The sequence below is a fragment of the Thermoflexus hugenholtzii JAD2 genome, assembly GCF_900187885.1.
GTDB classification, from domain to species: Bacteria; Chloroflexota; Anaerolineae; order Thermoflexales; family Thermoflexaceae; genus Thermoflexus; species Thermoflexus hugenholtzii.
The window spans coordinates 74468-99907 of record NZ_FYEK01000012.1 but is presented as its reverse complement, the minus strand read 5'-3'; the positions used below and the strand labels follow the sequence as shown (position 1 = coordinate 99907).

Annotated in this window: 27 protein-coding genes; 8 read left to right on the top strand and 19 right to left on the bottom strand. The window is 68.3% G+C overall.

Going from position 1 to position 25440, the window contains the following annotated elements; translation table 11 throughout:
- Positions 1-80: 80 nt before the first annotated feature.
- The 5 genes from cofC to CFB18_RS03610 are packed head-to-tail and all read right to left on the bottom strand — an operon-like array spanning position 81 to position 6711.
- A complete protein-coding gene (gene cofC, locus CFB18_RS03630) occupies positions 81-689 on the bottom strand; it encodes a 2-phospho-L-lactate guanylyltransferase (RefSeq protein ID WP_088570448.1) in 609 nt (202 codons plus the stop codon).
- Between the two features lie 33 nt (positions 690-722).
- Complete coding sequence (locus CFB18_RS03625) at positions 723-2138, bottom strand: helix-turn-helix domain-containing protein (RefSeq protein WP_159461553.1); 1416 nt, start codon at positions 2136-2138, stop codon at positions 723-725.
- A 40-nt stretch (positions 2139-2178) separates the two neighbouring features.
- Positions 2179-3063 carry an NAD(P)-dependent oxidoreductase gene (locus CFB18_RS03620; RefSeq protein WP_088570446.1) on the bottom strand — a complete coding sequence of 295 codons (885 nt, stop codon included), beginning with the start codon at positions 3061-3063 and terminating at the stop codon, positions 2179-2181.
- Positions 3064-3102: 39 nt separating this feature from the next.
- Positions 3103-5115 carry a hypothetical protein gene (locus CFB18_RS03615; RefSeq protein WP_088570445.1) on the bottom strand — a complete coding sequence of 671 codons (2013 nt, stop codon included), beginning with the start codon at positions 5113-5115 and terminating at the stop codon, positions 3103-3105.
- Between the two features lie 6 nt (positions 5116-5121).
- Positions 5122-6711: a hypothetical protein gene (locus tag CFB18_RS03610; protein WP_088570444.1), complete on the bottom strand. Its 1590-nt coding sequence runs from the start codon at positions 6709-6711 to the stop codon at positions 5122-5124.
- A 404-nt stretch (positions 6712-7115) separates the two neighbouring features.
- On the opposite strand from CFB18_RS03610, the gene CFB18_RS03605 reads away from it, so the two are divergent.
- The 6 genes from CFB18_RS03605 to moeB all read left to right on the top strand — a co-directional run bounded on the left by CFB18_RS03605 (position 7116) and on the right by moeB (position 10970).
- On the top strand, positions 7116-8072 hold the full coding sequence (locus tag CFB18_RS03605) for a PLP-dependent cysteine synthase family protein (RefSeq protein WP_088570443.1): 957 nt from the start codon (positions 7116-7118) through the stop codon (positions 8070-8072).
- Entirely contained in the window at positions 8069-8500 is a 432-nt protein-coding gene (locus CFB18_RS03600) for a M67 family metallopeptidase (RefSeq protein WP_088570442.1), read from the top strand. The genes CFB18_RS03605 and CFB18_RS03600 overlap by 4 nt, the downstream gene beginning before the upstream one ends.
- 75 nt (positions 8501-8575) lie before the next feature.
- Positions 8576-8866, top strand: coding sequence for a MoaD/ThiS family protein (locus tag CFB18_RS03595; RefSeq protein ID WP_088570441.1), 291 nt, complete (start codon positions 8576-8578; stop codon positions 8864-8866).
- Positions 8867-8897: 31 nt separating this feature from the next.
- The gene (locus CFB18_RS03590; protein ID WP_088570440.1) at positions 8898-9362 is read left to right on the top strand and encodes a DUF4395 domain-containing protein; all 465 of its coding nucleotides are present in this window, start codon (positions 8898-8900) and stop codon (positions 9360-9362) included.
- A complete protein-coding gene (locus CFB18_RS03585; protein WP_088570439.1) occupies positions 9359-9829 on the top strand; it encodes a thioredoxin family protein in 471 nt (156 codons plus the stop codon). Before CFB18_RS03590 ends, CFB18_RS03585 begins: the two co-directional genes overlap by 4 nt.
- Positions 9813-10970 carry a molybdopterin-synthase adenylyltransferase MoeB gene (gene moeB / locus CFB18_RS03580; RefSeq protein WP_088570438.1) on the top strand — a complete coding sequence of 386 codons (1158 nt, stop codon included), beginning with the start codon at positions 9813-9815 and terminating at the stop codon, positions 10968-10970. The genes CFB18_RS03585 and moeB overlap by 17 nt, the downstream gene beginning before the upstream one ends.
- A gap of 369 nt (positions 10971-11339) precedes the next feature.
- On the opposite strand, the gene CFB18_RS03575 is transcribed toward moeB, so the two are convergent.
- The 8 genes from CFB18_RS03575 to CFB18_RS16185 form a co-directional block, all read right to left on the bottom strand.
- Entirely contained in the window at positions 11340-11750 is a 411-nt protein-coding gene (locus CFB18_RS03575) for a type II toxin-antitoxin system VapC family toxin (RefSeq protein WP_159461552.1), read from the bottom strand.
- A 1-nt stretch (position 11751) separates the two neighbouring features.
- Positions 11752-12021, bottom strand: a complete 270-nt coding sequence (locus CFB18_RS03570; protein ID WP_088570436.1) for a type II toxin-antitoxin system Phd/YefM family antitoxin — start codon at positions 12019-12021, stop codon at positions 11752-11754.
- 213 nt (positions 12022-12234) lie between these two features.
- Positions 12235-12654, bottom strand: coding sequence for an OsmC family protein (locus CFB18_RS03565; protein WP_088570435.1), 420 nt, complete (start codon positions 12652-12654; stop codon positions 12235-12237).
- Between the two features lie 40 nt (positions 12655-12694).
- Positions 12695-14053 carry a prenyltransferase gene (locus CFB18_RS03560; RefSeq protein WP_088570434.1) on the bottom strand — a complete coding sequence of 453 codons (1359 nt, stop codon included), beginning with the start codon at positions 14051-14053 and terminating at the stop codon, positions 12695-12697.
- 1 nt (position 14054) lies between these two features.
- The gene (locus tag CFB18_RS03555; protein ID WP_088570433.1) at positions 14055-14537 is read right to left on the bottom strand and encodes a pyridoxamine 5'-phosphate oxidase family protein; all 483 of its coding nucleotides are present in this window, start codon (positions 14535-14537) and stop codon (positions 14055-14057) included.
- A gap of 42 nt (positions 14538-14579) precedes the next feature.
- On the bottom strand, positions 14580-15701 hold the full coding sequence (gene thrC, locus CFB18_RS03550; protein ID WP_200808067.1) for a threonine synthase: 1122 nt from the start codon (positions 15699-15701) through the stop codon (positions 14580-14582).
- 129 nt (positions 15702-15830) lie between these two features.
- Positions 15831-16547 (bottom strand): hypothetical protein, encoded by a 717-nt coding sequence (locus CFB18_RS03545; protein ID WP_088570432.1) that lies wholly within the window; start codon positions 16545-16547, stop codon positions 15831-15833.
- A gap of 79 nt (positions 16548-16626) precedes the next feature.
- Positions 16627-16758 carry a hypothetical protein gene (locus CFB18_RS16185; protein ID WP_268808063.1) on the bottom strand — a complete coding sequence of 44 codons (132 nt, stop codon included), beginning with the start codon at positions 16756-16758 and terminating at the stop codon, positions 16627-16629.
- Between the two features lie 237 nt (positions 16759-16995).
- Between CFB18_RS16185 and CFB18_RS03540 the strand changes: the two genes are divergently transcribed.
- Positions 16996-18156, top strand: a complete 1161-nt coding sequence (locus tag CFB18_RS03540) for a CPBP family intramembrane glutamic endopeptidase (protein ID WP_159461551.1) — start codon at positions 16996-16998, stop codon at positions 18154-18156.
- 74 nt (positions 18157-18230) lie between these two features.
- Here CFB18_RS03540 and CFB18_RS03535 read toward each other — a convergent pair whose 3' ends face one another.
- From CFB18_RS03535 to CFB18_RS03510, 6 genes are all read right to left on the bottom strand, one after another.
- The gene (locus CFB18_RS03535) at positions 18231-19013 is read right to left on the bottom strand and encodes an ABC transporter permease (protein WP_088570430.1); all 783 of its coding nucleotides are present in this window, start codon (positions 19011-19013) and stop codon (positions 18231-18233) included.
- A 3-nt stretch (positions 19014-19016) separates the two neighbouring features.
- Positions 19017-20009 carry an ATP-binding cassette domain-containing protein gene (locus CFB18_RS03530; RefSeq protein WP_088570429.1) on the bottom strand — a complete coding sequence of 331 codons (993 nt, stop codon included), beginning with the start codon at positions 20007-20009 and terminating at the stop codon, positions 19017-19019.
- A gap of 12 nt (positions 20010-20021) precedes the next feature.
- Positions 20022-20525, bottom strand: coding sequence for a MarR family winged helix-turn-helix transcriptional regulator (locus CFB18_RS03525; protein ID WP_088570428.1), 504 nt, complete (start codon positions 20523-20525; stop codon positions 20022-20024).
- Between the two features lie 217 nt (positions 20526-20742).
- Entirely contained in the window at positions 20743-21171 is a 429-nt protein-coding gene (gene tsaA / locus CFB18_RS03520; protein ID WP_088570427.1) for a tRNA (N6-threonylcarbamoyladenosine(37)-N6)-methyltransferase TrmO, read from the bottom strand.
- Positions 21172-21193: 22 nt separating this feature from the next.
- Positions 21194-22594 carry an MATE family efflux transporter gene (locus CFB18_RS03515; protein WP_088570426.1) on the bottom strand — a complete coding sequence of 467 codons (1401 nt, stop codon included), beginning with the start codon at positions 22592-22594 and terminating at the stop codon, positions 21194-21196.
- A 36-nt stretch (positions 22595-22630) separates the two neighbouring features.
- Positions 22631-23119, bottom strand: coding sequence for an SH3 domain-containing protein (locus CFB18_RS03510; protein ID WP_088570425.1), 489 nt, complete (start codon positions 23117-23119; stop codon positions 22631-22633).
- Between the two features lie 395 nt (positions 23120-23514).
- Between CFB18_RS03510 and CFB18_RS03505 the strand changes: the two genes are divergently transcribed.
- Complete coding sequence (locus CFB18_RS03505) at positions 23515-25404, top strand: peptide ABC transporter substrate-binding protein (protein ID WP_088570424.1); 1890 nt, start codon at positions 23515-23517, stop codon at positions 25402-25404.
- Positions 25405-25440 lie beyond the last annotated feature (36 nt).

Here is a 25440-nt window from a genome sequence, read left to right as displayed (position 1 = left end):
GGCCGAATTCATTCGGCGCGCAGGCCGACCGTCGGCCGAAGGCCTTCGAAGGTCGAATTCATTCGACGCGCAGGGCGATTTCAGCCCGCCCTCTGCGCCGCGCGCCGGGCGCGCCACGCCGCCCAGTCCGCAGGGGTGTCGAGATCGTAAGCCAGGACCTCATGGGGAAGGATGCGCACCGGGAGGCCGATGGCCTCCGCCTGGGCCCGGAAGGCCTCCAGGCTCCCCGGCCCGAACCGAAAGGGGATCGCCTCCGGCGGGCGAACCAGCAGGGCGTTGGTCCCCTGCCCCCAGCGATCCGGAACCAGAACCAAACCGCGATCGGAGAACCCGGCCCGGAGCAGGTCGCGGACGGCCTCCGCCGTCAGCCCGGGCAGATCCACCGGGAGCACGCCGATGGCCTCCGCGCCGTGACGGACCGCGTAGCGGCGGGCGGCCGTGAGGGCCCGGTTGAGATCCTCCCAGACATCGAAATACGTATCCAGCCCCAGGCCGCGCGCCAGGGCCAGCGCCCGCAGGTCCGCGCTGATCACCAGCGAGTGCGCCTCCGGCACGCGGGCGACCACCCGCAGGGTCCGTCGCGCCAGACGCCAGGCCAGGCGCTGCCGCGCGGAGGGAGGGAGAGCAGAGGCCATCCGCGACTTGGAGCGCTCCAGGCGCTTGATCGGGATCAGCAGCCAGATGGACATCGAGGATCTCGATCCGGAATCGAAACTCGGCCTTCAGCGTTGCGTGGCCGGCAGGAAGAGCCGGAAGGGGAAAGGAGTGAAGCGCCAGAGCCCGGCCCGCAGCTCCCCGCTCCAGCCTCCCAGGATCCAGATCGCCCCGTCGGCGGCGACGGCGGCCAGGTTCCGCCATGTCCCCACAATGGGGGTTTCCAGAGGCACCCATCCGGTCTCGCCGGGCTGATAGCGCTCGTTGAATGCCAGGGGGATCCGCCATCCGCCTCCGAGGGCGAAGAGGTATCCGTCGCTGGCCGCCAGCGCCAGCCCGCCCCGCCCCACGTTCAACGGCGGGCACGGCTCCCAGCGGTCGGCCTCCACCCGATAGCGTTCGCAGACGGCCAGCTCCCGCTGCCCGTCGTAACCGCCCACCACATAGATCGCATCGCCGAGGGCCGCCGCGGCGGCGAAGGCGCGAGGCGTGGGCATCGGCGCGCGGGGTTGCCAGAGGCCGCGGGCGGGGTCCAGCATCCACACCTCCCCGCGCAGGCGACGGCCGTCCCATCCTCCGAACAGGTAAAGGCGATCCTCCGCCACGGCCAGCGCATATGCCGCCAGCGGGGAGGGGAGCGCCGGTCCCTCCGACCATCGATCCGATACGGGATCGTAGATCTCCAGTCGATCGATGGGCTGACCCTGGGGATTCACCCCGCCCGGCACATAAACGCGCCCGCCGATCACCCCCGCCGCGACGGCCGCCACCGGATGAGGCTTGGGAGCTCCGCGGCGCCATACCTCCTGTCGGAGATCGAAGCGCTCCACCCGATCCGTGATCCCCTCCGGCGCCTCCCCGGCGATGGCGATCAGCTCCTCTCCCCATCGGACCAGGGCGAAGCGCGCGCGGGGGGCCGGCATCTGGCTCACCAGCTTCCAGCGGGGGAGGGTCCCGGCGCGCTCCACCCCCTGGCCCGGCTGATCCCCTGTGAAGCTCACCGCCGGGGCCTCCGTCCGGGCCGAGATGGGCGTCAGCGCCCAGAGGATCCCCATGATCATCCCGGCCATCAGCACCGCCGCCTTCCAGAGCGGGAAAACCGCGAAGGCCGATCCCGCCGGCTCCGCCGGGATCGGCTCCGGGAGCGTTGTGGGTTCCTCCGGCCCGGCGACGGCCTCCCCGGAGGAAAGCGCCTCGGGGAAGGCGCTTGCGGGAGCCTCCACCGCCTCCGGAAGCGAGGGACGGATGTCGGCCAGGCCGAAGCGGACCGCATACATCGCCGCCTCGGTCCGGGACTGGAGGTTGGTCTTGGAGAAGATGTTCCGGAGGTGGACCTTCACCGTGTTCTGGCTGATGCCGAGCCGGTAAGCGATCTCCTTGTTGGCCAGGCCCTGCGCCACCAGGCGGAGGATCTCCTGCTCCCGCTCGGTCAGCCCAGCCTCCTCCGGCGAGATCCATCGGGCTTGCGGATCCGACTCCCACATCTCCGACCTGCCTTCCCGGCCAGGATTCGGAGGCGACGGATCATCCCGCATTCGGCGGCCGCTGATCCAGCAACCATGCCGCGATGGCGGAGTAATCCGCCTCCGCCCATCCGTGCTCCCGGGCCGCCAGGAACGTCTGCTGGGCGACGGCGGCCAGAGGCGTCGAGGCGCCCACCTGGCGGCCGAACTCGACGATCAAGCCCAGGTCTTTCTCCATCAGCCGGAGGGCGAAAGAGGGTGCGAAATCCCCCTGGACGATCTTCCCACCCTTGTTGCGAAGCGATGGAGAGATCACCGCCAGATCCGACAGGATCTCCCACAACCGGGCCGGCGGGATCCCTGCCCGGGCCCCCAGGGCGAAGGCCTCCCCCAGCGCCTGGATCGAGATGCCGAGGATGAGGTTCACGGCCAGCTTCACTGCGCACCCCATCCCGTTCTCCCCCACGTAATGGATATCCCGCCCCAGGATCCCGAGCAGATCCCGGACCGCCTCGAAGGCCTCCCGAGGCCCTCCCACGAAGATCGTGAGCGTTCCCTCCGTCGCCGGGCCCACGCTGCCGGATACCGGCGCGTCCAGCATCGTCACCCCTTGACGCGCCGCTTGCTCAGCGAGGCGCCGGGAAACCGCAGGCGCGATGGTGCTCATATCCACCACGATCAGCCCCTCCCGGGCGCCCGCCAGCACCCCCTCCGGTCCCGTCAGCACGGCCTCGCTGGCCTGGGAATCCGCCAACATCATGAAAACCACCTCGCTGGCCTGCGCGACCGCACGAGGGGAATCCGCCCACTGCGCTCCCTCGGCCACCAGCGCCTCCGCCTTCGACCGGGTGCGGTTGTGAACCGTGAGCCGGTGCCCGGCTTGAAGCAGACGACGCGCCATGGGAGTTCCCATGCGCCCCAGACCGATGAACCCCAATGACCGCATCGGTTCACCTCCGTCCAGCGATCAACGGCATCCGAGCGCTTACTCCACCGGCGGGAGATCCGCCACCCACAGGGACCCATCGCCGCGCAGGAAGAAGAGCCGGTGCCGCCGCTCGTCGACGGCAGCGGCGATCACATCCTGCAGTTTCTCCCCCCGAATCTGTCGGACGAAATCGCCCCGCAGGCCGAGCTGGATCAGGCGATCCGGCTCCAGGATGTAAAGCCATGGGCGCGGGGCCGTGGCGTCCATCATCAGGCCGATCGGCTGGCGCACTGGGCTCGGCAACGCCGGGGAAGGCAGCTCCCGCAGCGGGAACCCTTCGTCCTCTTGCCCCCTCACGAACATCCGCATCCGCCCGTCCCGATACAGGACGTAGACGTTCTGGTAGACCAAGAAATCCACCGCCTCGCTCAGGTCCGGGCGGGGCGATGAGAAATACGGCTCGGGCTCCCGGGAGTAATCCTCCTCTGCCGGACGCAGCCGCCAGATCTGACCGTTCCCGCGATCCAGCACGTAGAGGTTGCCCTGATAGGCGCGCAACAACCCATCCGCCAGCGGGGTCAGGCGGCTGGCCACCCAGCGCGGGCTCTGGTTCCGGCTCTCCGCCAGGCCCTGGGCGTGGAGGACGATCAGCCCGCCGGCCGTGCGCTCCCCCGCCGCCTCCACCCAGGCCAGGTCGAGCAGCTCCTTCACGGGATAACCCTGGAGGATCATCCCGCTCCACAACAGCTCCCGCGGGGATTCGTTGAGCAGCCCCCGATGGATCTCGTCGTAGCCCAGCCAGAGCACGCACCCGCCGGGGTGGGGGGCCTCCGCCCGACAACGCCCCTCCCGATCCAGCACGTAGAGCTCCACATCCCGCAGGATCATCCGGCGCAGACGGCCGGAGGGGAGGGAGCTCAGACGAGTTGGGTGGAGAGGCTGCACCGCCTGATCCAGCTGATCCAGCCGCGCCTGCGCGGTGGCCTGCAGCGCCGCCGCCTCCGGCAGCGAGGCGTATCCCTGAGCGGCCCGCGCGAGATCCCGGGCGGCCTCCCAGTGTCGGCGCGCCTCCCCGGGCGCCTGAGCCTGCGCCCCCCGCTCCGCCTCGGCCCGCGCCTGGGCCAGCAACCGGCTGGCGATCAGGATGCTCCGCTGATGAATGTAAACCCCCAGTGTGAGGAGGAGGAGCAGCCAGGGGAGGGCCATCGCCAGCGTCCGCACCCATCCCGGGGAAGCCGGGAGCGAGACCCGCGGCCATCCCCGCCACCGAACCCGGGGAACAGAAAAGGGCAACCCGATGCCCGGCGGTCGCGGGAGCCTCCAGCGCCCGCCTCGAGCGGTCTGAACCGTTGAAGGAAGCGCAGAAAGAGCGGCCGTCGAAGCCAACGGGGCCGGCTCTGGAGGACGAGGCCGGGAAACAGCGGCGGCCCGGCCGGGCTCCCCTGCCATGATCAGGAAGGCCACCGGATGCTCCACTGTGCGGGCCACCTGAGCCTCGATGGCCTCCAGGATCAGAGGCAGGTTCTGAATGCGCGTGAGGGGGATCAACGCCCCGGGGTCCAGCAGAGGGCCCGTGACCCCATCCGTCACGATCAACCGATCCTCCGGGCGAAGGAAAGCCATCCCATAATGGAGCGAGACCGCCCGGGCGGCTCCCAGGGTGGCCGGCGGCTCCCCTTCCGGGGCGAACACACGAACGCCCTCCCGGGTCACATGGGCCGCCCAGGCCGGGCCGGCCTGCACCAGGAAGGCCGTCTCCTCCCGCAACGCCAGGAGGGTCAGGCCGACCTCCCAGCGCTCCCCGGGCGGCGCGTTCCGGTTTTGCTCCAGAAGCCAGCGATGGAAAGCCAGCACGGCCTCCCGGAGCGCGCCGGTCAGGCTGCCGGCTTGCCGATCGAAGGCGTCCCGCAAACACCGGGCGATCTCTTCGAAGGGGAGCGTCCCCGGATCCCCGTGCACGGTCAGGACCGCGTAGAGCGGTTCCCGCCGCCCGCGGCCGCGCGGCGGCAGCGCGAGCACCAGGCCGGAGAGCGGGGCGCCTCTATACCAGCCCCCATACGCCGCGCGCATCGCCTTCTACCCTTTCGCCCGTCCGTCTGGGACCGGAAGGCCCGGACGCTCCAGAACGGGCTCGGCAACGTCGGAGCAACCCAGGGCCCGGCAGAGCGCCTGGAGGGCAGCCAGCGCCGCCGCGATATCGCCGCGGGCCGCCTGCGCCCGCGCCGCCTGCAGGTCCTGCCACGCCCGCCTCCCCTCCGGGGAATCCGGCGCCCGCATGAAATCCGCCACAATCCCCTCGCGGACCGCCTGACGCCAGTCCGGCAGCCACGCTCGCAGGAAATACGCCGAGGGATCGTATTTGCGCTGGTAGGCCCGCAAGGCCTCGAAGAAGGTCCACACGAATCGCAGGTCCGCCGCCTGCTCCGGATCCGGCGGCAGCCGCTCCAGGGCCTCCCGCCAGCGGGATTCGATCCCCCGGATATCTTGATGATAGACATCCCGGAGGGCCCGGTCAAGGACGGTTCGATCGGACTCCCCGGGCCGGCGTTCCAGGGATCGGAGGAAGTCCAGGAAGCGAGGCCATCCACCCTTCCGGACCAGCTCCTCCACGAAGGCGCCCGCTTCCAGGTAGCCGATCTCGTGAGGATGGGCATAAAAGTCCTCGACCAGCTCCTCCAGCGGGATCCAGCCGCCCATCCGGAGAAGGGCTGCGGCCCGTTGGGTCAGCGGCTCCGGACGGTAATGCCCCCCGGCGATGAAGACCGCCAGCCCCTCCGTGATCAGCGCCGGGAGATGCCCCAGACAGTCCTCGCGGCCGATCCCCGCGCATGTCATCCGGTGGACCATTTCGTGACGCAGGATGGTGGGGAGATCCACCGGCAGGCGATCCGCCACCGGGTAGGTCAGGATCAAGCTATCTCCCACAGCAAACCCGCCGTGGCCCAAGAGGCGGGGGATCCAGACCACGGAGATGGGAAGTGGGGTGGAAAGGCCCATGCGAGCCCGCACCGTCGCCTCCGCCTCATCCGCCCACGCCATCAACCGCGCGAGGTCCGCCTCCGCCGCGGTGCCCGTGAGATAGACGTGGGTGCAGCACCGGCTGCGGGCCTGAGCCCAGCGGGCCCGGCGCTCCGTCTCCGGGAGCGCCTCTTGCGGGCCCAGGGTCACCGGCTGCGCCCACCGGGCCTCTGTTGCACCGCCTGCGCCCTCGCCCCGGGCGATCCCAATCAGAGGGAAAGTCCCTGACCCGGGGGCCTGCCAGACCCAGGTCCACACCACACGATGGGAGGCACCGGGCGCCAGCTCGGGCAACGCGGCCTCCGCCAGGACCTCCTCGCCCTCCGGTCCCCCGCGCCGGATCTCCACCCGGCCTCCCGCAAGAGGGGCGCGGCCGACGTTCCGGACCTCCACCTCGAAGCTGAGCCGATCCCCGGCGTAGAGCGGTCCGTCTGGATGCAGCCGGAAGTCCACGATGGCCAGCCCGTAACGCGAGCCCGGCGTCGGAGGCGAGGCGGTGGGAACAGCAGAGGGTGTAAGGGTAGGGAGCGCCGGCGAGGGCGTCCCCGCCATCGGACGAAGGAGGACGGCTTCAGGAGGCCGGGCCCCGAGCAGCCAGAGGATCAGCAGCAAAACCCCGGCGAAGGCCCATCGACGGATGCGCGCCATATGCGGTTTCCTTACGGCAGCTCTTCGAATCACCTGAACGGCCTCGCCGGTTTAGGATGGCCTCTTCCGCCCATCCCGTCAACGGCGCCGGCCCCCCCGACAACACCCCGAATTTGACAACGACCGACGCACACCGTAAGATGGAAAAGAAACGCTGATCCGGTGGACCCAAAATGCGAACCGGCATGAAGCCTGTGCGTTGCATCTGTCCTGGGCGGGGGCGTTAACGCCACCCGCCTGGGATGAGGGCTCCGCGAGAGCCCTTTTCCCGCCTGATCGCGGACCAACCGATCGGTGGGTGGCCAACGCCCCCGCGCCCTGAGGGTGTCGAGGTCGCTGGCCCGTTCCCGGCCCGCCGAATCGTGTTGGTCCTTTTTATTTGCCGCAGGATCAAGGGGGGTTCGATGGTGCCCACGATCGCCCGAGCCCGGGTGGTGGAAGCGAAAGACCTGTTCGAGCTCATCGGCCACACGCCGCTGATCCGGTTCCGGCGGATCACCGCGCCCTTCGCGCCGGTGGAGATCTACGCCAAGGCGGAATGGTATAACCCGGGGGGATCCGTGAAGGATCGCCCGGCCCGGGAGATCATCCTGACGGCGGAGCGGGAGGGCCGGCTGCGGCCGGGCAAGGTCATCCTGGACGCCACCTCCGGCAACATGGGGATCGCCTACGCGATGCTGGGGGCTGCCCGGGGTTACCCGGTCACCCTTTGCATCCCGGCCAACGCCAGCCCCGAGCGGCTGCGCATCCTGCGGGCCTACGGCGCCGAGCTCATCCTCACGGATCCCCTGGAGGGGACCGATGGGGCGATCCTGGAGGCCCGCCGTCGCTACGAGGCCGACCCCGAGCGGTATTTCTACGCCGATCAATACAACAACCCGGCCAACTGGAAGGCCCACTACCGCACCACGGGGCCGGAGATCTGGGCCCAGACGGAGGGGCGGATCACCCACTTCGTCGCCGGCCTGGGGACCAGCGGGACGATGATGGGGGTGGGCCGCTACCTGAAAGAACAGAACCCGGAGATCCGCCTGATCGGCGTGCAACCCGACGGGCCCTTCCATGGCTTGGAGGGGCTCAAACACATGGAAACCGCGATCCGTCCGGGCATTTACGAACCGGAGCTCCTGGATGAGATCCTGACGGTCTCCACCGAGGAGGCCTACGCGATGGCGCGGCGGCTGGCCCGGGAGGAGGGCCTGTTCGTGGGCATCTCCGCCGGGGCAGCGATGGCGGCCGCCCTCCAGGTCGCCGCCCGCCTGCGGGAGGGGGTGGTGGTGACCCTGTTTCCGGACGCCGGATACAAATATCTCAGCGAGTCCTTCTGGTTCGAGGCCGATCCTCCGGGAGGTAATCGATGACGTTGCGGCTGTCCGTCTCACAGCGGGACCGGATTCGGGCCCATGTCGAAGCGGGCTATCCGGCGGAAGCTTGCGGGATCCTCCTGGGCCGGGAGGTCGACGGGATCAAGGTCGTGGAGGACCTGCGGCTGGTCGACAACCGCTGGGAGAACCCGGCGGAGCAGACCCATCGCTTCCTGATCCCGCCGGAGGAGGTGCGGGCGGCGGAGCGGGCCGCCGCGGCGGCGGGGCTGGAGATCATCGGGTTCTTCCATTCCCACCCGGATCACCCGGCCCGGCCCTCCGCCTTCGATCGAGAGCACGCCTGGCCCTGGTATGCCTACCTGATCGTCTCGGTGGAGGGCGGCCGGGCCATCGACTGGCGAGTCTGGGAGCTCCGGGAGGATCGCTCCGCCTTCGTCGAGCGACCCCTGGAGGTCACGGGCTGAGCGGAAACTTGCCGCAGCGGCCGGGGCCGCAAGCGGCGGACCTAATCCTCCATCCTTCGTCGGGAGGTGAAACCGATGGCGGTGCAGATCCTGATCCCAACCCCGCTGCGCGTCTACACCCGCGGGGAGAAAGTGGTGACCGTGGAGGCCCGCACAGTGGGGGAAGCCCTGCGGGCGCTGACGGACCAGTTTCCGGAGCTCAAGCGGCACCTATTCACCGAGGAGGGGCGCCTGCGCTCCTTCGTGAATCTTTACCTGGGCGATGAGGACGTCCGCTATCTGCAGGGAGAGGAGACCCCGATCCCGGATGGGCAGACCCTCAGCATCGTGCCCTCCATCGCCGGCGGAAGGTCGCCCGGGTCCTGAACCGGCACCGGATCGCCGATGGAGGTGAGAGATGGTGGAACGACGGGTGGATCACACGGCGTTGAAGTTCAATCAGGCCAGCATCATCACCCTGAACCTGCTGGCCTTCGTGTTCAACCTGCCGGCGCTGGTGGCCTTCGTGGCCCTCGTGATGCTGGTGGGAACCGCCTTCCCCGCGGCCGCCCTGTTCCAGCAGATCTACTTTCGGATTCTGAAGCCCCGGGGGTGGCTGCGGCCCCGGGTGCTGACGGACAACCCGGAGCCTCACCGGTTCGCCCAGGGGCTGGGCGGGACCTTCCTGGCCCTGGGGGCGGTGGCGCTTTTCCTGGGCTACACCCCAATCGGCTGGGCCCTGGCCTGGCTGGTGATCGTCCTGGCCGCCCTGAACCTCTTCTTCGGGTTCTGCGCCGGCTGCTTCGTGTATTACCAGCTGAGCCGCCTGGGCGTCCCCGGCTTCACCGCCCGGCCCATCGAGCGTCGGGAGGTGGAGGGATGATCGAGCGGGCCCTGATGGCCCTTGGGGTGCTGCTGGGCCTCTGGCTGGCCTGGTGTCTCATCGCCTGCGCCCAGCGCCGGCTGGCCCGGCCCCGAGCGGAGGACCTGGAGGGTCCGCTGACCCTCCTGTATTTCTACACGCCCTCCTGCGGCCCGTGCCGTCTGATCCAGACGCCGATCCTCGAGACCCTTGTGGCGGAGTGGCGGGAGGCTGTGCGGGTGCGAGCGGTGGACGTCACCGCGGAGCCGGAGGCTGCAACCCGCTACCGGGTCTGGACGGTGCCGACCACCATGTGGGTGGACGCCTCGGGGACGGTGCGGGCGGTCAACAACGGGGTGGCGACGGCGGAGACGCTGCGCCGGCAGTGGCTCCAGCTTCGAAGGGAGTCCGACGCATCCGCCCCTCGCCAGCCTTCCCGAATCGCTATCCTTCGCCCTTCGGGAGGTCGGGATGTTAAACGTGAATGAGGTGATCCTGACGAACGAGGAGATCCGCCGCTACAGCCGGCATCTCCTGATGCCGGAGGTGGGCCTGACCGGCCAGAAGAAACTGAAGGCCGCCAGCGTCCTCATCATCGGGGCGGGCGGGCTGGGCTCCCCCGCCGCTCTCTACCTGGCCGCCGCCGGGGTGGGGCGCATCGGCCTGGTGGATTTCGACGTGGTCGACGAGAGCAACCTGCAGCGCCAGATCCTGCACGGCACCTCCTGGGTGGGCAAGCCCAAGCTGGCCTCGGCGAAAGCGCGCCTGCTGGACCTCAACCCGGACATCACGGTGGAGACCCACGAGACGGTGCTGACCAGCGCCAACGCCCTGGAGATCCTCAAAGACTACGACATCATCATCGACGGCACGGATAACTTCCCCACTCGCTACCTGGTCAACGACGCCTGTGTGTTCCTGGGGAAGCCCCTGGTCTACGGCAGCATCTTCCGGTTCGAGGGGCAGGCCACCGTCTTCGACGCCCGGGTGGGGCCCTGCTATCGCTGCCTTTACCCCGAGCCGCCGCCGCCCGGCCTGGTGCCCTCCTGCGCCGAGGGCGGGGTCTTCGGCGTGCTGCCCGGGGTGATCGGGGCCATCCAGGCCACCGAAGCCATCAAGCTGATCATCGGCCAGGGCGAGCCGCTGATCGGCCGGTTGCTGCTTTACGACGCCCTGAGCATGCGTTTCCGGGAGCTCAAGCTGCGCAAGAACCCGGCATGCCCCGTCTGTGGGGAGAACCCCACCATCCGGGAGCTGATCGACTACGAGGCCTTCTGCGGCGTGCCCATCCATGAGCATGAGGTGCGCACGGAGTTCGACATCACCCCGCAGGAGCTCAAGGCCATGCTGGAGCGGGACGGCCGGGGGATCGTGCTGTTGGACGTGCGGGAGCCCCACGAGTGGGAGATCTGCCGCCTGGAGGGGGCCATCCTCATCCCACTCCGCGAGCTGCCGGCGCACCTGAACCGGCTGGACCCCACCCGGGAATACGTGGTCTACTGCAAGACCGGCGCCCGCAGCGCCCAGGCGGCCCGGATCATGCAGGCGGCCGGCCTGCGGGTCCGCAACCTGCGGGGGGGCATCAACGCCTGGTCGCGGGAAGTTGACCCCAACGTGCCCCTCTATTAAAATTGGGGGAAATACCAGGCGGCCGATCACCCGCTCCATACACCGGCGCCCTGGATTCCGGAAGCGCGCACCCCCTAAGGGCCGGGGGCCCGGCGATCTTCGCCGGGCCCCCGGCTGCTTGGAGGGGATGAGAGGGATGCCAAGTAGGAGCCACTTCAGCGGCAACATCAAGTCGGGGCTCAAGTCTCTCCAATCCGTAGAGATCCCCCGTGGAGGGTGGTGCTCGTCCCCCTCCCGCGCCTCCCGGCAATAGGAGAGCCATTCCGGATTCCGTTGTCCTGTATGAACGACGACCTCATTCTTCTCGATAGAGCCAATCGATCCCAGCGCTTCTTCGCGCTAACCTTTCCCACCGCACTCTCTCTCGACTCAAGGTGCGTCGGGGGCGTGCGCTTGTATAACTGAAACAGCCCGCTTTCGCTGTTCCACGTCCCAGGTCACAAGGGGCGCCCCCACCAGGACGGCGGTGGCCACGTACACCGCGTCCACCCCTCGCAGGCGCAGCCGCGCGGCCAAAAGCGCCGCCTCACCACCCAGATTGTCATCTATAGGAGTCAAACGCAGAGTGGGAAAGGCCAGCAACATGTCTATAGCCTGCCGGCCCAGCCTCGTGTCGCCCGTGCGCCGGGCAATGGCTCCACCCACCTCCGCCAGCAGGATGACCGGTGCAACCAGGGGCATCCCCTCCCGCAGGCGCGCCTCCAACCACCGACGGCTGGCCGCGTGATGCACATCCGAAGGCACCAGGGCGCTGACCCACACGCTGGCATCGACCACCACGTCAGAGGTCCCTCCGCTCTTCCCGGACCGCCTCAACCGCGGACACACCCGCTGGCCACTTCTTGCCGATCTCCGCGGCCAGCTGCTCCAGATCGCGCATCACTTTCCGCACCTTTTTCATTCCCACCCGCTGCTTCGGTGGCACAACGGGCGAGATGCGCGCCACCACGCGGCCACGGTATGTAACCAGATACTCTTTCCGCCCCTCCCGCACGGCCCGCAAGATCCGGCTAAGTTGTCCCTTGAGTTCACGCACACTGACGTAAGGCATGCCTCGCCTCCGGCATAAATGTGGCTACATTTGTGGCCACATTATACCCAGGCCGCTCTGATTTGCGCAAAATCTCCTTTGTGCATGGCTCGCCTCCGCTTCGCCAGGATGGGCTCCCCTTGTGCGAACCTCAGCCTTTACGGATCCTCCGAACGCGCCGGAGACCTCAGAAGACGAGCTCCTACCTTCGAAGTTGCGCTCGGGATGTGGCCCTCATCCCTCCTCCTCCACGAGCTCGATGGTGTGGGTGAGCGCGGCCACCCCGCGGACCGTGGCGCTGACGGAGCAGTATTTCTCCTCGGAAAGGCGCACCGCATCCTCCACCGCCTTCGGGGAGATGCCGCGGCCCCGGACCCGATACGTCACGTGGATGCGACGGAAGGCCCACGGCGGCTCCGGATCCTGCTCGCCGTGCACCCGGACCTCCAGGCCGGTGACCTTCTGCCGTTTCTTCTCCAGGATGTCTAACACGTCGAAGGCGGAGCACGCCCCCAGGGCGATCAGCAACAGCTCCGCCGGCTTCATCCCCACCCCGTCCTCCGGCCCGGTGCCGGAGATCACCACGCTGTGCCGCGTGCTGTCGATCCCCACGAACTGGCGCTTCTCCACCCACTTGATCTGCACCTCAGCCATGCGCGTTCCACCTCATCTCTGGGTTCGCCCCCGCCCGGGCTCAGGATCCTCCAGGCCCCAGCCATCGGCTCACCAGATAGCTGGCGGCGAGCAACAGCCCGGCGTAAAGATGCAGACGGATCTGTGTGGCCATCGCCGGGATCAGGGCGTAAGGCTGCTCGGCGAAACGGGCAAGGGAACGGCCGACGGAGACGGCCATGGGGAGGGTCACCCCGACCGCGACGGCCCAGGGGGGCATCCACCTCAGGATCACCGCGATCCCGACAAAGAGATAAGCAGCCGCCACCCCGATCCCGTAGATCCTCGCCCGCCACCGCCCGGAGAGGCGAACGGCCAAAGTGCGCTTCCCAGCCGCCGCATCCCCCGCCCGGTCCGGCACCTCGTTGACATAAAGCACCAGCGCGATCAAGAGGGCGACGGGCACAGAGGCGATCAGCGGGGACCACCCGATGCGGCCGGTCTGGACCGTATAGGCACCTATGGTCATCAGGGGGCCGAAGCCCAAGGCCACCGCCAGCTCCCCCAGCCCCCGATAGGCCAGCCGCAGCGGAGGGGCCGTATACGCGATGCTGAGCAGAAGGCCGGAGGCCCCCAGGACGAGAAGCGGCACCCCGGCGCGGAAGATCACCATCAACAGGCCGAGGAGAGCCCCACCTCCATACAGGGCTGCGCACAGGAGGGCCATCTCCCGGATCCCCAGGAGGCCATATTGGATCACCCGCGAGCCGCCGCTGAACGGCGTGGGGCTCGGGTTGACCGCGTCCGCCCCGGAGAGCGCGTCGAAGATGTCGTTGCACACGTTGAGCCCCAGGTGCACCAATGCCGCGGCGGCCAGGGTGAGGACCAGCCAGGGCAACGAGAAGGACCCCTCGTAGAAGGCCACCGCCGCCCCCAGGAGCACCGGGATCACGGTGGCCGTCAGGAACGGCGCTCGCGTCGCCCGGAGGAGCAGCCCGGCAAGCGGCAGGCGCGGACGGATCGGACGGCCGTGGATCCGGCTCAGAAAGGCGAAATAGCGCTGCGCTTGCGGCACTGCCCCCTCGCACAACGCCAGGAACGGCCGCTCATCCTCCCGCCATCCGGAGACCCGATGGGGCCGCACGGCTACGCCATCGGCGCGACGGTGCGCAGAACCGTGGAAGGTCCAGTATCGTCGCCCCTCGTAGCCTCCCTGAGGCCGCGGCCGGATCCGGCTCAGGATCACCGCGACCGGGGCGCCATCCGGTGGCAGGGGCTCATCGGAGATCCGCAACCGGATCCCATCCTCCTCTACCTCAAAAGGCCCCGGGCGATGCATCGGATAGCCCGCCTCGTCCACCCAAACCAGAACGGCGAAGGGATGCTCCGCCGTCCGTCGCTGCGCCTCCGACAGGATCTCGCGCATCGCAGGCTGGGACATCTCAGCCACCCTCCGAGAGATCGTAAACCACCGGCTCCCCAGTCCCACCGGGGGGCCAGTGGAAGATCCGGCGAGGGGTGATGGCGATCACCACACGCTCCCAGAACAGCGGGAGCATCCACCGGTTTTTCACCAAGCGGGGGATATCCGGCTCCTTCCGCGCCCAAGCCGGCAACAACCACAGCCATCCGGAGTGGGGGTCCGCGTCATCGATCGTGGCCTCCCCCTGGATCGTCACCGCGCCCCAGCGCGCCACCGGCGCCGCCACGGGGTCCGTGATGCTCAGCGCCACCCGTGGGTTCCGTCGGATGTGAAAGAGCTTGCGGGAGAACAGCACACTGGAGGTGAGATAGATCCGTCCATCCCCGACGTAAAGGGGGAGCATGGGATGGACCACGGGACGGTTCCGACCATCCAGCACCGTGAACTCCGCCACCAGGGCGGCCTCCAGCAAGGCCTCCACCGCTTCCGGCAAGCGGTTCATCTGTTCACCTCCGGATCGGAATCCAGCGAGGGAACGAACGGCTCAGGGAACGCTCGGGCGAGGGAGGGGCGCTTCGGTTTCCGCCCGGGGCTCAGGCGGGCGCTCCAGCAACGGCTCCAGGGTCCGACGGAAGGCCTCCCAATCCGCTGGGACCCGGGCGGGCGCCGGCAGGATCCGCAGGGCAACCTCGGGATCTTTCAGGCCGTGGCCGGTCAGCACCGCCACCACCTGGAGCTCCTCCCGGCGCGGGATCAGTCCCTCGGCCAGCGCCCGGCGCAGCCCGGCCACCGCGGCGGCTGAGGCCGGCTCCACGAAAAGGCCCTCCAGGGCCGCCAGCATCCGCCACGCCTCCAGGATCTCCTCATCCGAGACTGCGAGGAACCGCCCACCGGACTCCCGGACGGCCTGCGCGGCCTCGGCCCCGCGAGCTGGCCGCCCGATGCGGATCGCCGTGGCCACCGTCTCCGGCTGATCGATGGGATGGCCCCGCACCAGCGGCGCCGCGCCCTCCGCTTGAACGCCCAGGAGACGAGGCAGCGCGGCGATGCGGCCAGCCTGATGGTAAGCGCGGAACCCCTTCCAGTAAGCGGTGATGTTCCCGGCGTTCCCCACCGGGATCGCCAGCCAGTCGGGCGCCCGGCCCAACTGATCGCAAATCTCGAAGGCGGCGGTCTGCTGGCCCTCGAGCCGGTAGGGATTGAGGGAGTTCACCAGGGCGATGGGATAGACCTCCACGGCGCGCCGCACCAGCGCCAGCGCTGCATCGAAGTTCCCCTCCACCGCCAGGACGGTGGCGCCGTAGGCCATCGCCGCCACGAGCTTCCCCAGGGCGATCTTCCCGGCCGGGACCAGGACGATGGCCCGCAGGCCGGCGCGGGCCGCATAAGCAGCCGCGGAGGCGGCGGTGTTCCCTGTGCTGGCGCAGATCACCGCCTGTGCGCCCTCCGCGACCGCCTGGGTCAGCGCCGTGGTCATCCCCCGGTCCTTGAAAGAGCCCGTGGGGTTCAGGCCTTCGTATTTCAGATAGAGGGAACCGGGGAAGCCGATGGCCTGCGCCAGACGGAGAGCGGGCACGAGCGGGGTGTTGCCTTCGTGGAGGGTGATGGGATCGATCGAGGCCACGCGCAGAAACGGGCGATACGCATGGATGATGCCGCGCCACATCGATCCTTCCGCCATGAGGTCCTCGCTCCCCACCTCCGGGATGTGGCTCCATTTTAACTCGAGCACCCCGGGGTTTCCGGACGGCGCGTGGCCCCTGCAAGGACGAACAGGACCTTCGATGGGGCTTCTTCAGCGACCGGCCCCCTGTGGGGCGGTGGACACAGCCGGGCGCTGGGTGGCCAGGAGGAAGCCAGCGAACATCAACGTGGCCGCCAGCAGCTCCCCCAGATACAGATACTGCCCGGCCCCCAGGCGGGTCAGGGTGCTCGCCGCCGCCACCGAGAGGGCGCCTGCGGCGATCAGGATGTTCCCGATCACCCGCTGGGGGAACATCTGTCGGCGCCACAGCAGATACGCCGAATAGAGCGCACCCCCCACGAGGGTGATCAGACCGTAGATGTTAAAGAAGGGCGTAGTCAGGCGGACCGGCGCTCGTGGCGGCATGATCTCGCGATATTGCTCGCTGATGGGACGAGCAGGGGTGTAAGCGGAAGAATCCAAGGGGGTGGTCAGCATCAGATATCCGGCGAAGAGGCTCCCTAAGATCAGGACTGCCAGCAACCCGTGGGCGATCTCCCGCCGACGGACCAGCAGATAAACCGTCCCCTGGCCCAGCCAGGCGGCGTTCAGCGCTGCGCCGAAGAGATACCAGGCGCGGAAGATCCATGGGTTCCAGCCCACGGCCAGATACGCCTCGGCGAAGCTGCCCAGCCCGAACATAGTTAGCCCGATGCCCCAGAGCAGAAGATGCGTCCCGCGCCGCTCCGCATATCGCCGGAACACCGCCACCACGAAGGCGGCCATCACCACAGTGGACAGGAAGGGGAGGATCTGCTGCACCGACATCGCTCGCCTCCTCAAGAGAAATCGCAGGATACCCCCGGGGATCGCCGGGCGAGCCTGGAGGAGCCCTCGCGCTCACCCTCTACACCCACGGGATCCAACCCGCCGCGATCCCGACGGCGATCCCGATCAGAAGCAACAGGACCGCCCCCAGTAGGATCAGCAGGGCCGGCATCCCCCAGCGCATCCACCCGGAGCCCCCCGAGCCTCCCATCCGATGTTCCTCCGAATCTTCACAAATCTGCAAATAAAAATGTGCAGGTTGATTTTATTGCAATCTGAGGAGGATGGCAATCTCGCGGTCCCAGACCGGCGTGGAGAGGCGTCCTGTCCTTCTCCCCCAGGCAGGAATCGAGGAGCATACGCCCGGGGGATTGCACTCCAGATCCGGAGCCATTAGATTGGGGGCAAGACGTTCGAGGGCGGAATGATCCCTTATGGGAGGCCATGGATGACCGCTCCCGCTGAAAGGCCTGCAGCAACACCGTTTCGGGAGGCCATCGTTCGGGAGTGGCCGGCGCTGGGGATCTGGATCCTGGCCGTTCTTGGCTTCGGGTGGCAGGCCCTCTCCCAAGAAGGAGCCGGGCAGGGACTCCCTGCCTTGGTGGCCTTCGCACTGCTGATGGCAGCCTATATGGGAAGCGCCTTCCTGCCCGTCGAGGCCGCGCGGCGCTGGGCCGGAGAGGACATCCGGCGGGTTTACGGGATTCCCTTCGCGCTCTGGTTCGCCGGCGGCCTGTTGGGGATCCTGCGGGGGCTTCCCACGGATCCATGGGCCCTTCTCGGGGGTTTGGCCTTCCTGGTCTGGCCGGCGGTCCTCGTCCTCCACAACCGGGCCGCCTGGGGTCCGATCCCCGCTCTGGTGGTCCTGGGCACCCTGGCCCTGATCCTGATCCCCGGTCCCCTCCCCGGGGATCCGGTGGGCTGGGCCTTTCGGATCGGGGCCGGGCTCTGGCCCCTCCCGCTGATCCTCGGATGGCCCGCCGCAGCCCGCCCGCGGGCCCATCTGCTCTACTTCGGCGCGATCCTGTTCGTGTGGTATGCCGTGGAGTTCAACCGCCTCCCGGCGCTGCCCCTGCTGCGCGGTGGGCCCTCATATTTCCACCTCGCGGCCATCCCGCTGTTCCTGTGGCTGATGCTCCTGAGCGGGCGCTTCCCCGACCTGGGGTTGACCTTCCGCTGGACGGGGCGGGATCTCCTCGCCATCTTGGTCCATCTGGCCGGGTTCGCGGCCTTCGCCCTCCCCTTCGGGTGGCTCACCGGCTTCCTGACCCCGGCGTCGACCCATCCGGGCCTGCCGGAGGCCCTCCTCCGCCTGCTGGCCATCTATCTTTTCATCGCCCTTCCGGAGGAGATCCTCTTCCGGGGCGCGCTGCATGTCCACCTGCAGCGGGCCCTGGGATGGCCGCCGCTGCGCACCCTGCTGTTATCCTCTCTCCTATTCGGCCTCGCCCATCTGAACAACCCCCCGAAGGTAGGGCTTTACGCCGTCCTGGCCACCGTGGCCGGCTTCTTCTACGGGCGAACATATTTGCAAACCGGGAAGGTGACCGCGGCGGCGATGGTGCATGCCCTGGTGGACTGGGTGTGGGGCCTTCTGTTTTCGAGGTAGAGGGGACGCCCCTTCATCGTTGCGGTTAGGATGGGGGACGCAGCGTCGCTGCGTCCCCCCTTTTTCGAATGGGCTTATTCGGTCCTGCTGAACAGCCACACCGCGGGGATCAGGAAGAGAGCCCAAAAGGCGATGAGGGCGATCAGGTTGACCTCCAGTGGATGGAGGATTAACATCCGCAGGATCGGCTCCGGAACCAGGCCTTGCAGCGCCGTCTGGCGCATGGCGTCCACCCCGTAGGTGACCGGGTCCACGCGGGCCAGCCACTCCATCCAGAGCGGCACCTGGCGCAGGGGGAAGAAAGCCCCGCTGACGAAGAACATGGGCATCAGCAGGAAGTTCATCATCATATGGAAGCCTTCCATCGACCGCATGCGGGCGGCGATCAGGATGCCGAAGGAGGTCATGGTGGCCGCCACCAGGATCATCATCACCACCAGGGTGAGAACCTGGGGGAGGGTGAACCGCACGCCGACCAGAGGGGCCAGGAGCATGATCAGCGACCCCTGGATCAGGGCGGTGGTGCTGCCGCCGGCCACCTTCCCCAGGGCCACGGCGGTCCGCGAGACCGGGGCCACCAGCACCTCCTTCAGGAAGCCGAACTCCCGGTCCCAGACGATGGAGACGGCGGAGAAGACGGCGGTGAACAGCACGGCCATGCTCAGGATGCCCGGGAAGAGGAAGGCTCGGAAGTCCACCCCGCCCATTCCCGCGGCTACGGCGGGGGCGAGCCCGTTCCCGAACACGATCAGGAACAGCAAGGGCTGCCCCAGGGAGCTGATGATCCGCGCGCGGTCTCGCAGGAACCGCAGGAGATCCCGATACCAGATGGTGTAGACCGTTTTGAGAAAAGCCATGGATCACCTCCGATCCCAGAGTCGACGGCTCAGGCGCATCCGCTCCAGGGGCGAGGCCTCCTCGTCCCGGATGGCGCGTCCGGTCAGCTTGATGAAGACATCCTCCAGGCTCGGCCGGCGCAGGCTGATGCTGTGGACGATCAGGGGGGGCTCCGCGCCGTTCTGGAGGACCCCCAGCAGGCGGGGGATCAGCTGATCGCCCCGTGGGGCTTCCACCAGAACTCCCTCCGCCGTGGGCCGGGGATCCAGCCCCAGGGCCTCCCGCAGGCGCTCCACCGCCCGGGCGTCGTCGCTGGTCCGCACCAGGATCACATCCCCGCCGATCATGGCTTTCAGATTGTCCGGGGTGTCCAGGGCGATGATGCGCCCGTGGTCGATGATGGCGATGCGATCCGCCCGCTCCGCCTCATCCATATAGTGCGTGGTGAAGAAGACCGTGGTCCCCTCGGTGTCCCGCAGGCGGAGGATGTAATCCCAGATATGGCGACGGGTCTGAGGGTCCAGCCCCAGGGTGGGCTCGTCCAAGAAGAGGACCTTCGGCTGATGCAACAGGCCGCGGGCCAGCTCCAGCCGGCGCTTCATCCCGCCGGAGAACGTGCGCACCTCCTGATGGGCGTGATCCTGAAGGTCCACCAGCTCCAGCAGACGCTTCGCCCGCTCCTCGAAAACCCGCCGGGGGACGTCATAGAGCATGGCGTGGAACGCCAGGTTCTGCCACGCCGTCAGACGATCGTCCAGGCTGGGATCCTGGAAGACCAATCCGATGCGACGGCGCACCGCGTGGGGCTCCCGCACGATGTCGTGGCCGCCCACCCGGGCGGTCCCGGCGGTGGGGCGCAGCAATGTGCAGAGCATGTTGATGGTGGTGGTCTTGCCGGCGCCGTTCGGGCCCAGGAAGGCGAAGAGCTCCCCTTCCCGGACCTCGAAGGAGACCTCCCGCACGGCCGTGAAATCGCCGAACCGTCGGGTGAGACGCTCCGCCTCGATCGCGTTCATTCCTTCACCTCCTCACGGTATGGGACGGCGAGCGCGCTGAGCTTCCCGCGGCCCCTGCTGCGGAGAGGGCTCCGCCGGCCCGAGGGTCCGCTGCAACAACGCCATCGCTTGGGCCAGCAGCGCCCGCTCCTCCGGGCCCAGCGGGCGCAGGCGGCGCCCCAGACGGGCCGCCGCCCGGGCCTGAAGCCGCCGCAGGGCCCGTCGCCCCTGGGGAGTCAGCCGGATCCACACCCGGCGCCGGTCCGAGGGATCCCGCTCCACCCTCACCCAACCCTGCTCGGAGAGGGTCCGGATGGCGCGGGAGACCGTGGAGGGGCGGACGGCCTGGGCGCGGGCCAGCTCCGTGAGGGTGTAGGGCCGCTGGGCCAGCATGCCCAGCATGCGATAGGACTGGGCCGGGAAGAGCTCCCCGGCCTCCCCTTTCACCTCCGCCCAGATTTGGCGCATCACGCGATGCAGGGTCTCCAGCACCACACGGGCCAGCTGGCCCTCGCTCATGGAACCCCGGGTCACCACAGGCCGACTCCTGCTCGGATTGTTGCCCTGGCTAAAAGTTAGCGAGGCGTATTATAAATCTTAGGGGCCGGCCTGTCAAAAAACCCGGCCGGGGCGGTTTTTCGGCTCCCGTCATCGATGGAGCTGCAAGCTTCCGTGCGGGCAACCTCCGCGCCGTCCTTGTTGCCCTGGCGGAAAACCGACAGGGCGGACGCGGTGCCCAGGCGATGAGGAAGCATCAGGGGGCAGGCTCCGGAGGGTCGGGCGGACGATCCAGGTCGGAGGCGATCTTGAGGTCTAGGATGGGGGAGCCGTCCAGGGCGTCCAAGCCCCACACCCGCACCACGTTGCCCTCGATAGCCAGCACCCGCACGCCGGTCAGCCCGATCGGGTTGGGCCGATACTGGGAGCGCGTGGCGAAGACCCCTTTCATGGGCTTGGTCGGATCCCCTCGGGGATGAACCTTCAGCCGGGGTTCCTTCACGCGGTCCAGGACGTAGAGCACCATCAGGATGTCGCCGGGCTGCAGGCCCTCCAGCCCCTCAGTGAACTCGGGGTCGAGGACCAGCTCGCTTTCCTCCTGCCGCATCACGTCCGCCTCGGTCCACTCCGTGAAGCGGCTCCGCACATAACCGATGGCCCGGAAGGTCCACTCTTTCCGCTCCATCCCAGACCCCCGCAGGTTTCCTTCAAACCCGGATGCGTTGCCAGGCCCCGCTGCGGAAGCGGTAGCCGAACAGCAGCGCCCGCACGGCGAAGTCGGCGAACATCCCCAGCCAGGCCCCGGGCAGTCCCCAGCCCAGGCCATGGGCGAGGAGCACTGCGACCGGGAGTCGAACCATCCAGATGGAGGCGGCGGTAACCAGCAGCGTGTAGCGCGTGTCTCCTGCGCCGCGCAGGGCTCCCGAGAACACGAAGCTGACAGCCATCACCGGCTGGATCAGCGCGGTGATGCGCAGGGCCGCCGTGCCCTGGGCGATGACCGCCGGGTCCTCTGTGAACCACGCGACGAGCAACGGCCCGGCGAGGGCCAGGGTCAGCCCCAGCGAGCCCATCAGCCCCAGGGCCAGGAGGAGGGCAACGAGGACAGCCCGCTTCCCCTCCTCCGGCCGCCGGGCCCCAAGGGCCTGGCCGGTGAGGGTGGAGGCGGCTACTGCGAACCCCCATCCGGGCAGAAAAGAGAGCGACATCACCCGCAGGCCGACCTGATGGGCGGCGTAAGCCGCCGTGCCCAGGCCGGTGATCACCCCGGTTAGCTGCAGCAGGGCGAGCTGGAGGAGGAGCTGCTCCAGGCCGGTGGGCAACCCCACGTTCAGGATCCGTCGCACCAGCCCCCACTCCAGGCCCGGCCAGCGATGCGGCAGGCGAAGCACAGAGGTCCCTTGCCACAGTCGGATCAGCACCAGGCCTGCCCCCAGGGCGCGGGCGCAGGCGGCTGCCATGCCCAGCCCGGCCACGCCCACATGCCATGGGCTCCACGGGCCGACCAGCGCCCAGGCCAGAAGGGCGTTGGTGAAAACCACCACGGCCCAGGTGCGCATCGGCGTGAGGGTATCACCGGCGCCGCGGAGGGCTGCGTTCCCTACGAAGAGCACGGCCATGGCCGGAAAGGAGGGGGCGACCCAGCCCAGATACGTGGCCGCGGCATGTTCCACCGCAGGCTCCGCGCCCAGCCCGCGGAAAAGGGCCGGTCCGCTCAGAAGGGCGAAAAGGGCCCCGCCGATGCCGAGGAGCCCTGCGCTGAGGAGGGCCTGGACGGTGATCCGGCCGGCCTGTTCAGGGTCCCGGGCGCCGATGGCCCGGGCCACCAGGGCGGTCGCGCCCACCCCCAGGGCGCCGAAGAAGGCGGCCACCAGGTAGATCACCTGGCCGCTCAGCCCCACCGCCGCCAGGGCCACTGTCCCCAGGTGCCCGGCCAGGTAGGCATCCGTCCAGTCCACCACGATGTTGAGCAGCTGCTCCAGGGCCGCGGGGCCAGCCAGCCGAAGGACCACCCGGATGGTCTGCGTCCCTGGGGCGCACGGATGGATGCGGGCCTTCCAGGAAATCCCCAGCGCGCTGGGGGCGCGTTTCACATCCCGATGAGGCATCCCCTTCCCTCCAGGCTTTCGCGGCGGGGATCCACCCTACGGTCCGTAGGAAGGCACCAGATACGCGCCGGCGGCCCAGCCTTGCTCCCCCGTGCGGGGATCCTCCAGCTGCCACCAGGTCAGGCCGTCCACCTCTGTGGGGCCGCCGATCACTCGCATCACCGTCCCCTCAGGGAGGAAGCGGATCCGCTCCGCCTGCAGGCCGGGGGCCTTGCGGAAGCTGAGCCCCTGGTCGCCGGCGCCGCTCACTTTCACGAAGATCCCCACCTGAACGGCGGCAGGGAGGGTCGGTGTGGGGGTAGGCTCCGGAGGTGTGGGCGTCGGCGAGGGAGCGGGCGTCCAGGTCGGTCGGGGCGTCGCCGTGGGCGCTCCCCTCAGGCCCGCGGCGAGGGAGCGCTGCAGATATCGAAAGCCCCCTGTGCAGAGCAGGGCGGCCATGAGCAGGGCGCTCAGCAGAAGAAGCCATTCCCCAGGTCGCAACTCGCCCTCTCCGGGTCGGGGCCGGATGCGAATCGGCCGTTGCATCTCTGCCTCTCCACAAACAGCATGTCCAACCGCGGCCAGCCCCATTTTACTGGATCTCTCACCCTCGATTTGAAGCCGCCTCCGCCGACAGGATCGCGGCACGCTCCCTCCACACTCGGCCCTTAATGAGGAGACCCTTCACACTATCTGATCTGGTGAAGATCCTCCGGCTGCTGACGCTGGGCATCTCAGACCTCCAGAGGACGTTCAAGCCGGCATCCCTGGGGTTTCAGGAGGGCCTTGCGGGAAAGCACGCATCTTTTATATAATTTGGGGTGTGATCTCGGTACAGATATGCGACAAAGGAGGGACGGGCCGATAGATTCGGCTAGGCGCTGGCCCCGCGTCGTCTGGGTAGCAGCTTCCCCCCTCATTTTCAGCAAGGAGGAGAAGCGATGGTTCCTAAAAAGCTTGGATGGGGCATGACCTTTTTGATGCTCCTGGCCCTGGTGGCCGGAGCGTGTGCGCCCGCTGCGACCCCCACCCCGGCTCCGGCGCAGCCAACCCCCCCACCACCACCCACCCCCACCCCGGCCCCGAAGACCCTGGTGGTCTGCATGGCCCAGGAGCCGCCCAGCCTCTACCTCTATTCCGAGGCAATGCTGGTGAAGTCCCACGTCCTCGAAGCGATCATGGATGGCCCCATTGACAGCCGCACCTTCGCCTATCAGCCGGTCATCCTGGAGAAACTGCCCAGCATCAAGGATGGGGACGCAGTGGTCGAGGAGGTCGAGGTCCAGGAAGGGGCCTACCCCATCGCCGATGCAGCGGGGAACGTGGTCACCCTCACCAAAGGGGTCACAGTGAAGGTCCTGGTCGACCCCCAGACGGGGAAGACAGAGGACCGCACATTTGAGGGCGGCTCCATCAAGCTGCCCGTCATGAAGGTCACCTTCAAGATCAAGGAGGGAGTCCTGTGGTCGGATGGCCAGCCGGTGACGGCGGAGGACTCGGTCTTCTCCTTCGAGGTGGCCAAGGCCCCCGAGACCAAGGTCTCCAAGTTCACCATCGAGCGCACCGCTGAATACAAGGCCCTGGACGCCCGCACCACCCAGTGGGTGGGGATCCCCGGCTGGATCGATGCCACGTACTTCATCAACTTCTGGACCCCGCTGCCCAAGCACAAGTACGGCCAGCTGACCCCGGCCCAGATGAACGAGGATCCGGATGTGAACCGCAACCCGCTGGGCTGGGGCGCCTTCATGATGAAGGAGTGGGTGGCGGGGGATCACATCACGGTGGTGAAGAACCCCAATTACTGGCGGGCGAAGGAGGGCCTGCCGCGGATCGACACGGTGATCTTCCGCATCGTGCAGGACACCAACCAGCTGCTGGCCCAGCTGCTCTCCGGCGACTGCGACATCGGCACGCAGGACGCCGCCTTCGACGCGCAGGCCGAGTTCCTCAAGCAGGCGGAGGCCGAGGGGCTGCTGAAGCCGCAGTTCGTCCTGGGCACCGCCTTCGAGCACCTGGACTTCAACATCCAGCCGGCGCCGGGCTACGAGATCGCGGCCGGCAACGATGTGTTCCAGGACAAGCGGGTGCGCCAGGCCTTCGCCTACTGCATCGACCGCAAGGCCATCATCGACAAGGTGCTCTTCGGCCGCAGCGAGGCCCCCGCCGTCTACATGCCTTCCATCCACCCGCTCTACGCCAAGGATGTGGTGACGGTCTACGAGTTCAACCCGGAGAAGGGCCGCGCCCTCTTAGAGGAGGCGGGCTGGAAGGACACAGACGGCGACGGGATCCGGGACAAAGACGGCAGGAAGTTCAGCGTGACCTACGGGACCACGGCGGGCAACCGGCTGCGGGAGCAGGTCACGCAGATCATCCAGCAACAGCTCAAGGACAACTGCCAGATCGAGGTCAACCTCTACTACAAGCCGGCCCGCGAGTTCTTCGCCGACTGGCCGGACGGCCCGGTGTTCGGGCGCAAGTTCGATCTGGCCGAATACGCCTGGTTGACCGGTGTGGAGCCGCCGTGCGAGCTCTACATAAGCGCTCAGATCCCGTCGGACGAGAACCCCGGCGGCCAGAACAATACCGGCTACAGCAACCCGGCGTATGATGAGGCCTGCCAACGCGCCCTGGGCACCCTGGATCCCGACGAGAAGCAGAAGTGGCACGCCGAGGCCCAGCGGATCTTCAGCGAGGACCTGCCGGCGCTGCCGCTCTTCGTGCGGCTGAAGATCGCCGTGGCCTCGCCGAAGGTGAAGAACTTCATCGTCGACCCCACGGCGAACTCCGAGATGTGGAACATCGAGGAGTTCGACATCGAGCAGTAAGGCGGGAAGCCGCCATCCATCACCGGGCGGGTGGGC